Origin of the sequence: Arthrobacter sp. Bz4 (genome assembly GCF_003075455.1) — a bacterium.
GTDB lineage: Bacteria > Actinomycetota > Actinomycetes > Actinomycetales > Micrococcaceae > Arthrobacter_D.
The window spans coordinates 128597-141530 of record NZ_QDAE01000005.1; the positions used below are offsets into that span (position 1 = coordinate 128597).

The window sequence follows — 12934 nt, forward strand, 5'->3', positions numbered from 1 at the left end:
GACGTTCAGTTCGAGGGCGGCCGGTGAAGCGGATGCGTTCTGTGAACGCTCCCAGAATCGGGCTAATGAACTCGCCTTCGAGGTCTTCTGTGAACGTTCCCAGAGTAAGGCACGTCACATTTGCTTGTCAACGAAATTATTTGGCCGCGGGTGCGATGCGAGCCTGGGGCAGGCCACGGCCGCAGGCAGCGGCTCGGCTAAGGTACAGGTATGGAGTCAACGCGCACGCGCATCCGCAGGGCAACCATCAATGATGTTGCGTCGGCTGCCGGGCTGTCCCGTGGGACGGTGTCGCGGGTTGTCAACGGGGAACGCTATGTGTCCGAGGATGCGAAACTGGCCGTGGAAGAAGCGATCCTGCGGGTCGGATATGTGCGTAACTCGGTGGCCAGGAATCTGGTCCGGCAGGAGTCCGGGGCCATCGGACTGATCATTCACGAACCTCACTCGCTGTTGTTTGAAGACCCCAACATCGGGTCGATTCTGCTGGGCGCCAACGCGGTATTGTCAGCCGCGGACTACCAGCTGGTGTCGCTCATCATCGACTCCGAACGCGATAGCCGCAGGGTTGCCGACTATCTTCAGGGTGGCTTGGTGGACGGCGCGGTGATCGTGTCCGCGCGGGCGTCCGACCCGATTGCCTTGGCGGTCAAGAATCTCGGTGTGCCTGCGGCCTTCGTCGGCCACCCACCGGGGATCCCGGATATTCCGTATGTTGCTATCGATAACGCAGCGGCGGCCGAAGCCATCACCGCCCGACTGTTGGGCACTGGACGTACCCGGGTGGCCATGATCGCGTGCGCGCTTGACCGTGACTCCGGCCAGGACCGGCTGGCCGGGTTCAAGGCCGCGATGGGGGATTTGTTTGATCCAGGGCTGGTGGTGGAGTACCCGTTGTACACGTATGGGTTTGGGCTGGAGGGGATGCAGGAGTTGCTCAGGCGTCGCCCCGACCTCGACGGCGTCTTCGCGGCCTCCGATGCTGTGGCCGCCGGGGCGATGACGGCCCTGCAGGAAAGTGGTCGACAGGTCCCGGAGGACGTGGGGATTGTCGGGTTCGACGACAGTAGCTGGGCGCTGCGGTGCCGGCCACAGCTGTCAACGGTCAGGCAACCGGCGGATCTGCTGGGTAAACGGGCGGCGGAACTGGTGCTGGCCCAGATCAGAGGGTTGCCGAGCCCAGCGGAAGTGCTGGAGACGTCAGTGATGTGGCGGGGATCGGCCTAGGCAGCCGGGCGTTACCCCCGCAGCCGTCGTCGGGCCTGTCTGATTGCCTCGGTACACTGGCGGATCCCGCCAGCGCAGTAATATATGTCTTCCCGATAGCGCCGCCGCACCCAGCGCAGCAGCCGGTCCGTCAGACTGACCTGAGTGCGCGCATCGCTGGGATTGGTCATCAGCCACCGGCTGTCGAGAAAACCCGGCAGGCAGTAGATCAGATCGTGGGCGTCGAACAGCCGCAGGAAGGCACCGTTCGGTTGAAACTCACGTTCGGCAGCGAGAATGATTCCGGATTCCGGCCCTAGCAGCACCGTAGCGTCCACTGACTCAAGGTAATGGCACAGGTGGGCCATCACCCGGTAGTACCGCGCGCCGACGACATGACTGCGGCCCGCACTTTCGTCCGCCAGGAACGAACGCAGAATGACATCTATTCGTGGGGTTTTTGCTTCCATGACCAGACTCTTCCACCCGCCACCGACACTTTCCGGCGACGACGACGGCGACGACGCCGACGACGCCGACGACGGCGAGTGGCCACGCGGGAGCAGCTGACGCCGTCAGGCGGTGACGGGCTCGACGACGATCGCCACCCGATCCTCGCCGATCCGGGTGAGGACCAGCGTGGCCTTCTTTTTTCCGGCGGATTTACGGGCCTTCCCCGACCCGGCGAGGAGCTGCTTGCGAAGTTCTTCGGGGGTCACCGAGGTGCCGCGTTTTTTGATGTCCAGCACGCCGATGCCGTTCTCGCGGACCCACGTCCGGAGGGCCTTGACGTTATACGGCATCACGCTCAACACCTTGTAGGCGCGGGCGAACGGAGTTTCCTGCAGGTTCGGGGCGCAGATGTATGCGATCCGCGGATCCAGCAGGTGGCCGTCCAGTTGACGTGCGACGTCCGCCACCAGCCCGGCGCGGATCACCGCGCGTCCGGCTCGTATAGGTACCCTTCGGGGGCGCCGATCGGCGGGCGGGTTCCGTCGTCGAAATCGGCTGCACTGGTGAGCTCCGCGGCACCGTGGGAGCTAATCACCAGCGCGGAACGGCGCACGTCGGGGCGCTTCAGGGAGTTGAACCAGAGTGACACCTCAGTGACATCCCCATCGACGGATACCCACTGCGCCTCGCACCCGGCGGGCACCGCCTCGTGGGGGATGCCCGGGCCTAGCTTCACCCCGACTGGGGTCCCTTCGTCGGCGAGCCGCTCGACGAAGGACAGGGGAGGGGAAAATGCCTCCGGGTCAAAGATCCGGGTGGTGCCCGAGGTGCTCGTGGTGCGGCGGGCGGGGTCCAGCCAGACGCCGTCGTACCCGGTGAGGTCGAACGACTCCGCATCGCCACCCACCACAGTCGCATTGGGCCAGGGCATCAAGTTCATGGTTGCGGCGGCGGCGGTCGTCTCGTCGATCTCCACGGCAGTGACCTGGCGGTCCAGGCTGGCCAGGGCGATCGCGTCAGCACCAATCCCGCAGCCCAGGTCGGCGACCCGTTCGAGGCCAGCCGTGACAAAGCGTTCAGCATGATGGGCAGCCACACCGAGGCGGGTGGCCTGTTCCAGACCGGCGGCGGTGAACAGCATGCGGGCTGCGAACGGCCCAAACTTCGTTTCCGCCTTGGAGCGCAACCGGGACTGGGTCAGAGCGGCCGAGATGACCACCGGGTCGTGCCCTGCCCGGCGCAGCGAGGTGCTCAGGCGCATCGTGTCGGCTTCGTTGTACGGAGCCAGGGAGTTCAACAGTTCCCAGCCCGCAGGGGTCAGGAGCGGCGCGATCAGGTCAGTCGCGGCGTCGGAGGCCATCTTAGTAGCCTCGGGCGTCCCCGGCATCGGTGCCGATGGTGCTCAGCGATATCTCGGGGGAATTCTTCTCGACCCGACGCAGCGCCCAGATGTCGTTGAACAGGGCCAGATACTCGCCGTCGGACCGGACCAGCACCTCTGTGCCACGGATGGCGCTGAGGGCTGCCTGCGCGTCGTGGGTGGTGAGCCGGGCCAGCGAATAGGGGAGCGGCTCCATTCGCATCGGTGCGCCGAAATCGTGCTCCATCCGGTCGGCCACCACCTCGAACTGCATCGGCCCGACGGCGGCCAGCACCGGTGCCTGATCGCCACGAAGATCCGAGCGCAGCACCTGAATGATTCCCTCATGGCCCAGCTGTTCAATCCCGCGCCGGAACTGCTTGAAGCGGCCGGCATCCTTGGATCTGGCCACCCGGAAGTGCTCGGGGCTGAACAGGGGAATCGGCGGAAACTCCACCGGCTCCTCGATGTAGAGGCTGTCGCCCATCCGCAGCGCCGATGCATTGACGAGCCCGACGACGTCGCCCGGCCAGGCCTCGTCAATCACCTCTCGTTCACGGCCGAAGAGCTGCTGGGCGTACTTGGTGGCGAAGGTCTTGCCGGAGTTGGCGTGGGTGACCACCATGCCGCGTTCAAACACGCCGGAGCAGACCCTGATGAATGCGACGTGGTCGCGGTGCGCGCGGTTCATGCCGGCCTGGACCTTGAAGACAAATCCCGAGAAAGGGGCATCGACCGGACGGGGGTTGCCGTCGACGTCCTTGCGGGGACCGGCGGCTGGTGCCAGGTCGACCAGGGCGTCCAGGATGTGCTGGACGCCAAAGTTCAGAACCGCCGACGAGAACAACACCGGGGTGCCCGTACCGGCGTGGAAGCTTTCCAGATCGAACGGCTGGTTCGACTCGATGACCAGCGACGCTTCGTCGAGGGCGTCCGTCCAGGCGTCGCCCTCCTGTGCCAAGGCTTCGGCTGGGCTCAGGTGCTCTTCGACGGCAAGGGAAGCACCGGCGTTCTTGCGGGTGAAACGAACAAACTCGTCACGCTTGAGGTCCCACACGCCGCGGAAGTCGCCGGCGAAACCCACGGCCCAGGTCAGCGGCATCGGAATCAGCCCGGTGCGCTCGGTGATTTCGTCCATGAGTGCCAAAGCATCCAGCCCGGGTCGGTCCCATTTGTTGATCACCGTGATGATGGGAATGTTGCGTTGCCGACAGACCTCGAACAGCTTCATGGTCTGGGTCTCAAGGCCCTTTGCTGCGTCGATCAGCATGACCGCGCAGTCCACTGCGGCCAGCACCCGGTACGTGTCCTCAGAGAAGTCCGAGTGGCCGGGGGTGTCCAGCAGGTTGATGACCGTGTCCCGGTAGGAGAACTGCAGCGCCGTGGAGCTGATGGAAATGCCGCGGTCCTTCTCCATCTGCATCCAGTCGGATACGGTCTCCCGGCGGTTCTCCTTGCCGTTGGTGGCACCGGCCGTGCCGATCACGCGGGCGTGAAGGGCCAAGGCTTCGGTCAGGGTCGATTTGCCGGCATCGGGGTGAGAAATGACGGCGAATGTACGACGGCGGGACGCCTCCTGGGCGATGCCAGTGTGGCGCTGGGTGGAGGCCTGTACCTGCTGGGTCACGAAACTGCTTTCGAAAGTGGTGGGAATGCCATTGCTGGCCAGTTCCCCAGTCTACTGGGCGGAGTCTAACGGCGTCGAAGCGCGGTCGAAGCGCGGTCGGACCGCTGAACCCCTGGAAACGAATCCCTGGGATAAACCGGTCGGAAACCGGGCTGCGCTGGCAGCGCAATCTGGCACTCGCCTTGACCGAGTGCTAACCAATGCATAAAGTCAGACTTGGCACTCTCACCATGAGGGTGCTAACTCCTTCAGGGAAGCGTGAGCCGGCACCGCGACGACGGTCAGCGCCATCCGAAGGCCTTAATTCCATTTGTCACCCAAGCGAAGGAGAGGTCCGCGTGCCGGTCTCTATTAAGCCTCTTGAGGATCGTATTGTTGTCCGCCCACTGGAAGCCGAGCAGACCACTGCTTCGGGTCTGGTAATCCCGGATACTGCCAAGGAAAAGCCCCAGGAGGGCGAAGTTGTTGCAGTAGGCCCAGGCCGCGTTGACGATAACGGAAACCGCGTGCCTGTAGATGTAGCCGAAGGCGACATTGTCATCTACTCGAAGTACGGCGGAACTGAAGTCAAGCACGCCGGCGCGGAGTACCTCGTACTCTCAGCCCGCGACGTTCTGGCGATCGTCGTTAAGTAGTTTCACTCGAGAGAACCCCGGCCACACAGGCCGGGGTTCTCTCGTCGGTGCGTGAAGACGTACCAAGAACCACCAGGTTTTTCACAAGCAGTATTTGCACAATGGAAGAGGAACAAATCATGGCAAAGCAGTTGAAGTTTGACGACGCTGCACGCCGCGCACTGGAAGCGGGAGTCAACAAGTTGGCTGACACCGTCAAGGTGACGCTCGGCCCCCGCGGCCGCAACGTCGTGCTGGACAAGAAGTGGGGCGCCCCCACCATCACCAACGACGGCGTGACCATCGCCCGCGAAATCGAACTGGATGATCCGTTCGAGAACCTTGGTGCTCAGTTCGCCAAGGAAGTGGCCACCAAGACCAACGACATCGCCGGTGACGGCACCACCACCGCGACGGTGCTGGCACAGGCACTGGTCACCGAAGGCCTGCGGAATGTCGCAGCCGGCGCTGCCCCATCGCAGCTGAAGCGTGGCATTGAGGTCTCCATCGAGGCCGTTGCTGCCCGCCTGCTCGAGAATGCCCGCGAAGTTGTCGGTCAGCAGACCGCCAGCGTCGCCTCCATCTCCGCCCAGAGCTCAGAGGTCGGCGAGCTCATCGCTGAAGCCTTCGAGAAGGTCGGCAAGGATGGCGTTATCACCATCGAGGAGTCCTCCAGCACCCAGACCGAACTCGTGCTCACCGAGGGCATGCAGTTCGACAAGGGCTTCCTCAGCCCCTACTTCATCACCGACGCCGAACGCCAGGAAGCAGTGCTCGAAGACGCACTGATCCTGATCAACTCCGGCAAAATCTCCTCGCTGCAGGAATTCCTGCCGCTGCTGGAGAAGGCGCTGCAGGCCGGCAAGCCCCTCTTCATTATTGCTGAGGACATTGACGGCGAAGCGTTGTCCACCCTGGTAGTCAACAAGATCCGCGGCACCCTGAACGTGGTTGCCGTCAAGGCGCCAGGCTTCGGCGACCGCCGCAAGGCAATGCTGCAGGACATCGCCACGCTGACCGGTGCCCAGGTTGTTTCACCAGACCTCGGCCTCAAGCTGGACCAGGTAGGCCTTGAGGTGCTGGGTTCCGCTCGCCGGATCACCGTTACCAAAGACACCACCACGATCGTTGACGGCATCGGCAGCGAGTCCGATGTTGCGGACCGCGTAGCCCAGATCCGTGCCGAGGTTGAGCGCACCGATTCTGATTGGGACCGCGAGAAGCTTCAGGAACGCCTGGCCAAACTGGCCGGCGGTATCGGAGTCATCAAGGTTGGCGCAGCCACCGAGGTTGAGCTCAAGGAAAAGAAGCACCGCATTGAGGACGCCGTGTCAGCGACACGTGCAGCTCTCGATGAGGGCATTGTTGCCGGCGGCGGCGCGGCGCTGATCCACGCCTCGAAGGCGCTGGACACTGACGCTTCGGTACTCGCCCTCGAAGGCGACGCCGCAACCGCAATCAACCTGGTGCGACGCGCCTTGGCCCAGCCACTGCGCTGGATCGCTGAGAACGCTGGCCACGAAGGCTACGTTGTGGTGCACCGCGTCGAGGAACTCGAGCCCGGACACGGCTTCAACGCTGTCACCGGTGACTACGAGAACCTCATCGACGCCGGCATCATCGACCCCGTCAAGGTCACCCGTTCAGCACTCCGGAACGCGGCCTCGATCGCGGCCCTGATTCTCACCACCGAAACACTTGTGGTCGAGAAGCCAGAGAGCGACGACGAAGAAGGTCACAGCCGCTAGTCCCCTCAAGGGCTAGACAGACATGACAGCACCCCCGGTCCTCGGACCGGGGGTGCTGCCATCTGGTGGGCAGTTCTCCCTATCCCCTCCAGCTCCTACTACCGGGTGATAACCCACCAGATTGATGCTCTGCTCCATTCCTGATCGATCCGGGCTGTGTCGAATCGCACGCTCCCGGAATAGGGTGCACCCGGCAATCGTTTTAGGATGAGAGTCTGGCAATTCGAATATCCCTCGGCCAGCTTCTACCCACAGACCATCTGAGAAAGAGGCGACGCAGTGACCCAGCCGTCCCAGCGCAACGAAACCCATGACCCATTCGGATTCGTTGGCCTGACGTACGACGACGTCCTGCTCCTGCCCGGCCTCACCGATGTGATCCCGTCCGAGGCTGACACCAGTTCGCGCGTTTCCAAGCGCATCACCGTTCAGACCCCGCTGTTGTCCTCGGCAATGGACACCGTCACCGAGTCACGCATGGCCGTGGCAATGGCCCGCCAGGGCGGCCTCGGCGTGATCCACCGGAACCTGTCGATCCAGGATCAGGCGGAGCAGGTGGACCGGGTCAAGCGCAGTGAGTCCGGCATGATCGCTCATCCGGTCACCATCGGACCCGATGCCACCCTTGCTGAGCTGGACGAACTATGCGGCCACTATCGGGTGTCGGGTCTTCCCGTCGTCGACGACGCCGGGCATCTGCTCGGCATCGTCACCAATCGTGATACCCGGTTCGTCTCCGAACATGAGTGGCCACACCGCCTGGTGCGCGCGGTCATGACTCCCATGCCGCTGGTGACCGGGCAGGTCGGAATCAGTGGTGAGGACGCGATCGGGCTGCTGGCCAAGAACAAAATTGAAAAGCTTCCGCTCGTCGACGGAGAAGGCATTCTTCGAGGACTGATAACTGTTAAGGACTTTACAAAAGCCGAGCAGTATCCGCTCTCCACGAAGGACGACGAAGGCCGGCTGCGGGTCGGCGCCGCTATCGGCTTCTTCGGTGATGGCTGGGATCGCGCCATGGCCCTCGTGGACGCCGGAGTTGACGCCCTGTTCGTTGACACCGCCAACGGGCACAGTGCCGGTGTCCTCGAGATGATTGCCCGGCTCAAAGCCGAACGATCAGTGGCTCACGTCGACATCATCGGTGGCCAGGCAGCAACACGGGACGGCGCCCAGGCGCTGATCGACGCCGGCGCGACGGTATCAAGGTCGGGGTAGGCCCCGGATCCATCTGCACCACTCGAGTGGTGGCGGGCGTTGGCGTACCCCAGGTGACCGCCATCTATGAATCAGCCAAGGCTGCCATCCCGGCAGGGGTGCCCGTGATCGCCGACGGCGGACTCCAGTACTCGGGCGACATCGGCAAGGCGCTGGTCGCCGGCGCCGACACCGTCATGCTCGGCTCGCTGCTGGCCGGCTCGGCCGAAGCCCCTGGCGAACTGATCTTCGTGAACGGCAAGCAGTACAAGACCTACCGTGGCATGGGTTCCCTCGGCGCCATGCAGACCCGCGGAAAGAATACGTCCTACTCGAAGGACCGCTACTTCCAGGCCGACGTCACAGGGGACGACAAGCTGATCCCCGAAGGCGTCGAAGGCCGCGTTGCCTACCGAGGACCGCTCGAGTCCGTCGCCTACCAACTGGTCGGGGGACTGCGTCAGACCATGTTCTACACGGGTGCCCGCACCATCGGAGAGCTGAAGGCAAAGGGCAAGTTTGTCCGTATCACCTCCGCCGGCTTGAAGGAGTCGCACCCCCACGACATCCAGATGACCGTCGAGGCTCCGAACTACGGCAGCAAGTAACGCACCGGGCGCGGGTCAGCAGCGTGCATGGGTCCTGGCAGAACGGTGAGGATCCATGACAGGTGATGAGCTCCGCCCACCCCGGGTCCCTCGACCGAGGCTTTCCCTGAGGCCCTACGCGCGCGCCGTCGGGCAGGTCCTGAGAGTGAGCTTCAGGGCGTCACCGGGCGCCGTCGTCATGAAGGTCGTGGGGTCGCTGATCGCTGCTGTCCTCCCGCTGGTGACCACCTATTTCGCCGCGCTGACCACGACCGCGCTTGCCGAGGCCTACGCCGGGAATCCCGACGCCGGCCAGCAGGCGGTGCTCTATGTGCTGATCACCGCCGGCCTGGGATTGTTTTGGGGCGCTTTCACCAGCGTGGACCGGTATATCCAGCAGGTCATGAGCTTCAGGGTGGGAGCGGTGGTGGGTGACCTGATGTACGAACGGTTTCTCGCGCTCGAGTTCTGGCGGTACGACGACAAGGACACCGTTGACCTGTACGACCGGGCCAAACGGTTCTCGGATTCCTATGCGCGCGTTCTCGACCGGATCGCTGCGATCTTCACCCAGCTAGCCTCGGTGGTCCTGGCCATCGGCGCGCTCCTGCTGGTCAGCTGGTGGGTCGCACTGATCGTACTGATCGCGATCATCCCGAGCGTCTACCTACAGTTCAAGCTATCCCGCGAACAAATGGCCCACTGGAATACCCAGGTGGATTCACGCCGGCAGCGTCGGCTGATCGAAACGAACCTGATTCGGCCGCAACATATTGCCGAGATGAGGCTCTACGGCATCGTGGGCTACCTGATGGACCTGCGGTCCCGCCTCCGCGGTGCCGACGAACTCCGCCGACTGGAGTTCCAGAAGCGGTACATTCCCAAACAACTGGCTGCCGATGCGCTTCAATACGGCGCCGAAGTGGTGGCCCTGATCTGGGTGGTAGGTCAAATCATTGCCCGGGCACAGCCGGTGGGACAGTTCCTCTACATCCAGCAGATTGTCAGCCGCGCCCTTACGACCGCCAATTCGCTGGTCACCTCACTCAGTTCAATCGATGAGGACCTCGCGAACCTCAAGGACTACGAGGAATTCATGAAATACCCCACGGCCGTCGGCGGTGGAGAGGTGCTGGCCAAAGCCCCGGCTGAGGTGACGTTGGAGAATATTTCCTACACCTACACCGGTGGGTCAGCTCGGGTGCTGAAGGGCATTTCCCTGAGCATCCGGAAGGGACAGCACATAGCCATTGTCGGGGAAAACGGTGCGGGAAAGTCGACCCTGATCCGGGTTCTGGCCGGGCTGTACCAGCCGGAGTCGGGCAAGGTGCTGCTGGATGGGCAGGACCTGAGGGGCCTGGACATCAGCTCATGGCATCGGCATCTCGCGGTGATGTCGCAGGATTTCCTCAAGTACGAATTCGCAACGGCGGCCAACAACATTTACTTCGGGGATGTGTCATTGCCACGGGACGATACACGGATCGAGCGGGCCGCCCGCGACGCCGAGGCCAGCGACTTCATCAGTCGCCTCCCGAACGGGTTCGAAAGCCATGTCAGCAACTGGATGGAAGACCCCCGTGGACGGAAGGGGAGTGGGCTGTCCGGCGGGCAATGGCAGCGACTGGCGATGGCCCGCAACTTCTACCGCGGTGCCCCGTTCATCGTGATGGACGAGCCCACCTCGGCGATCGACGCGCTTGCCGAACACCGCATCTTCGGCCGGCTCTTTGCCGACCGGGAACACACGATCATTGCCATCAGCCACCGGCTGGCGACCATCGAGAAAGCCGACATCATTTACATGCTGGAGGATGGGCAGATCGCGGAGTCGGGGACCCACGATGAACTCGTGAATCTCCGTGGCCGGTATTTCAGGATGTTTGAGAGCCAGCTTGGGCTTGACCCGAACACCGTTACTGAAACCTGATCGGCAAGCCCTAAGCCGAGGTCTTGTCCTTCGGCTCCTGAGCCGAGGTGGCAAACGCGTCTCGTCCGTCCACGGGCAGCTGATGGTCCGCGGCTCGGTAGTCAAGTTCGGCCCTGAGCTCCTCGTAGCGGGACTCGGTTTCCGGATCGGGCTCGTGATCCGTGGTGTATTCGGTGTCCAGCTGACGGTGGATTTTGCTGTTCAGAATTTCAACCTGGCTATCCTCCAGGGGAGCCAGGTCCGCCGGGAAGGGCTGCTCCGGTGAAAGCCTACTTTTGTCGCCCATAAGCCTCTGCCTTTCGAAGAATGTGCTCGGATAATCCCTGCACACGGCAGTCTACGTCGAAAGGGCTGCGAAATATTAGCCTGCGGCCTGAGCGCCACCGTTGCGTCCTGCACCCAATTCTTCGATCAGGTTGCGCAGCTCCGCCCTGAGGGTGTCAGAGAGCAGCCCGCCACCGGCGATGAGGTTCTGTTCGATCTGGAGTGCACTGACCAACGCGCTCCTACCGGCGTCGGAAACTGAAACCATCTGGATTCGCTGGTCCACTTCGCCCCGGACGCGATTGACGTAGCCATTCACCTGCAGCTTCTCGATGGTTTTACCCATGGTCTGATTCTGTACACGAATCAGCTGAGCCAGCTTGGTCTGATTGATCGGGCCGTAATCCTGCAACACTCGCAGCGCGGTGTACCCGGCATGGGTGAGTCCGAGGTCAACCAGCCCCGCGTTCCAGGCATGGTCGACCAGTCGCGCCGCGGTGGTCAATAGCCTCCCGGTGGGCCATTGCTCCAGCTCCTGCATGTCGACAGCTCCTTCACTAGTGAGATCGGAGGACCGGTACCAGGTAGGCTCCCATGTCCGGGATGCGATGTCGGGGATGCCATCCACCCTAGCCCTCTTGTGGGGCGAAAAGAAAGTAGGCTTATCACCGTCTGGCGGGATCTGGTGGGATCTGGTGGGTGGAGCCCCCTAATTCAGGGCGACAGACCGGCTGAATGCCGGGAAACCCGCCGCGGAGTCCTTGCGTGTCGCCCTGGGATAACCTTGTCAGGTGACTAACGAGATTGAAATTGGCCGAGGCAAGCGCGGACGCAGGGCGTACTCCCTCGATGACGTAGCGGTGGTTCCGTCCCGCCGCACCCGTGACCCCCATGACGTGTCGGTGCAATGGCAGATCGACGCCTACCAGTTCGAAATGCCAGTCATCGCCGCACCGATGGATTCCGTGATGTCACCGGAGACCGCCATTGCCATGGGGCGGCTGGGCGGTCTTGGCGTGCTCAACCTTGAGGGTTTGTGGACCCGCTATGAGGATCCCCAGCCCATGCTGGACGAGATCGCGAACCTGAGCACCGAGAATTTCAGTCCGGCGGCCACCCGCCGGATGCAGGAAATTTACAACGCGCCAATCCAGGAGGGCCTGATCACCAGCAGGCTCGCCGAAATGCGCGAGGCCGGGGTTACGGTGGCCGGCTCTCTGACACCCCAACGCACCCAGCAGTTCTACAAGACCGTCCTCGCCGCGGGGGTCGATATCTTCGTGATCCGTGGCACCACGGTCTCCGCCGAGCACGTCTCCAAGGACGACCGACCCCTGAACCTCAAACAGTTCATTTATGAGCTCGACGTCCCGGTCATCGTCGGGGGAGCCGCCGGTTACACCCCGGCGCTGCACCTGATGCGCACCGGTGCTGCCGGCGTGCTGGTCGGGTTTGGCGGGGGTGCGACGACGACGACGCGACGCGCCCTGGGCATCCACTCACCGCTGGCTTCGGCCATCTCGGACGTAGCAGCCGCACGGCGGGATTACATGGATGAATCAGGCGGTCGCTACGTGCACGTGATCGCGGATGGCGGGATGGGTGCCAGCGGTGACATCGTCAAAGCCATCGCGATGGGTGCCGACGCGGTCATGCTCGGTTCGGCACTGGCCCGCGCCGAGGAAGCGCCGGGACAGGGCTGGCACTGGGGCCAGGAGGCTCACCACGACGAACTACCCCGCGGCGACAGGGTCAAGATTGGCACGGTGGGTCCGCTCAAGGAGGTGCTGTGGGGGCCGTCGCATCACACGGATGGAACCTCCAATGTGATTGGCGCCCTGCGCCGGGCGATGGCCACCACCGGCTACTCGGACCTCAAGGAGTTCCAGCGGGTGGAAGTAGTTCTTTCCCCCTACATTTCCAACGGCTGATTGCTAAGGTTGGGGGA

Annotated in this window: 9 protein-coding genes and 2 pseudogenes; 6 read left to right on the forward strand and 5 right to left on the reverse strand. The window is 63.2% G+C overall.

The window, feature by feature from the left end:
- Positions 1-210: 210 nt before the first annotated feature.
- Positions 211-1227 (forward strand): LacI family DNA-binding transcriptional regulator, encoded by a 1017-nt coding sequence (locus DDA93_RS06265; protein ID WP_019481565.1) that lies wholly within the window; start codon positions 211-213, stop codon positions 1225-1227.
- A gap of 11 nt (positions 1228-1238) precedes the next feature.
- Here DDA93_RS06265 and DDA93_RS06270 read toward each other — a convergent pair whose 3' ends face one another.
- The 3 genes and pseudogenes from DDA93_RS06270 to DDA93_RS06280 all read right to left on the reverse strand — a co-directional run bounded on the left by DDA93_RS06270 (position 1239) and on the right by DDA93_RS06280 (position 4646).
- Positions 1239-1676 (reverse strand): hypothetical protein, encoded by a 438-nt coding sequence (locus DDA93_RS06270; RefSeq protein WP_019481566.1) that lies wholly within the window; start codon positions 1674-1676, stop codon positions 1239-1241.
- A 105-nt stretch (positions 1677-1781) separates the two neighbouring features.
- A pseudogene (locus tag DDA93_RS06275) lies at positions 1782-3046 on the reverse strand (class I SAM-dependent methyltransferase).
- Positions 3021-4646, reverse strand: coding sequence for a peptide chain release factor 3 (locus DDA93_RS06280; RefSeq protein WP_019481568.1), 1626 nt, complete (start codon positions 4644-4646; stop codon positions 3021-3023). The pseudogene DDA93_RS06275 and the gene DDA93_RS06280 overlap by 26 nt, the downstream one beginning before the upstream one ends.
- 338 nt (positions 4647-4984) lie before the next feature.
- On the opposite strand from DDA93_RS06280, the gene groES reads away from it, so the two are divergent.
- The 4 genes and pseudogenes from groES (at position 4985) to DDA93_RS06300 (ending at position 10722) form a co-directional block, all read left to right on the forward strand.
- Positions 4985-5281: a co-chaperone GroES gene (gene groES / locus DDA93_RS06285; protein ID WP_019481570.1), complete on the forward strand. Its 297-nt coding sequence runs from the start codon at positions 4985-4987 to the stop codon at positions 5279-5281.
- Between the two features lie 119 nt (positions 5282-5400).
- Positions 5401-7008, forward strand: coding sequence for a chaperonin GroEL (gene groL / locus DDA93_RS06290; protein ID WP_116778318.1), 1608 nt, complete (start codon positions 5401-5403; stop codon positions 7006-7008).
- Between the two features lie 279 nt (positions 7009-7287).
- Positions 7288-8813, forward strand: a pseudogene (gene guaB, locus DDA93_RS06295) (IMP dehydrogenase).
- A 55-nt stretch (positions 8814-8868) separates the two neighbouring features.
- Positions 8869-10722, forward strand: a complete 1854-nt coding sequence (locus DDA93_RS06300) for an ABC transporter ATP-binding protein (protein ID WP_116778319.1) — start codon at positions 8869-8871, stop codon at positions 10720-10722.
- A gap of 10 nt (positions 10723-10732) precedes the next feature.
- Here DDA93_RS06300 and DDA93_RS06305 read toward each other — a convergent pair whose 3' ends face one another.
- Positions 10733-11008, reverse strand: a complete 276-nt coding sequence (locus DDA93_RS06305) for a hypothetical protein (RefSeq protein WP_019481574.1) — start codon at positions 11006-11008, stop codon at positions 10733-10735.
- Positions 11009-11083: 75 nt separating this feature from the next.
- Positions 11084-11614 carry a MarR family winged helix-turn-helix transcriptional regulator gene (locus DDA93_RS06310; RefSeq protein ID WP_243400539.1) on the reverse strand — a complete coding sequence of 177 codons (531 nt, stop codon included), beginning with the start codon at positions 11612-11614 and terminating at the stop codon, positions 11084-11086.
- A 163-nt stretch (positions 11615-11777) separates the two neighbouring features.
- Here DDA93_RS06310 and DDA93_RS06315 point away from each other — a divergent pair, with 163 nt between their 5' ends.
- Positions 11778-12917: a GuaB3 family IMP dehydrogenase-related protein gene (locus DDA93_RS06315; protein ID WP_019481576.1), complete on the forward strand. Its 1140-nt coding sequence runs from the start codon at positions 11778-11780 to the stop codon at positions 12915-12917.
- The last annotated feature ends 17 nt before the right edge of the window (positions 12918-12934 follow it).

Excerpts from the sequence above, each read along its gene's own strand:
- DDA93_RS06265 (WP_019481565.1), top strand. The coding sequence starts at position 211 with ATGGAGTCAACGCGCACGCGCATCCGCAGGGCAACCATCAATGATGTT.
- DDA93_RS06270 (WP_019481566.1), bottom strand. The coding sequence starts at position 1,676 with ATGGAAGCAAAAACCCCACGAATAGATGTCATTCTGCGTTCGTTCCTG.
- groL (WP_116778318.1), top strand. The coding sequence starts at position 5,401 with ATGGCAAAGCAGTTGAAGTTTGACGACGCTGCACGCCGCGCACTGGAA.
- DDA93_RS06300 (WP_116778319.1), top strand. The coding sequence starts at position 8,869 with ATGACAGGTGATGAGCTCCGCCCACCCCGGGTCCCTCGACCGAGGCTT.
- DDA93_RS06305 (WP_019481574.1), bottom strand. The coding sequence starts at position 11,008 with ATGGGCGACAAAAGTAGGCTTTCACCGGAGCAGCCCTTCCCGGCGGAC.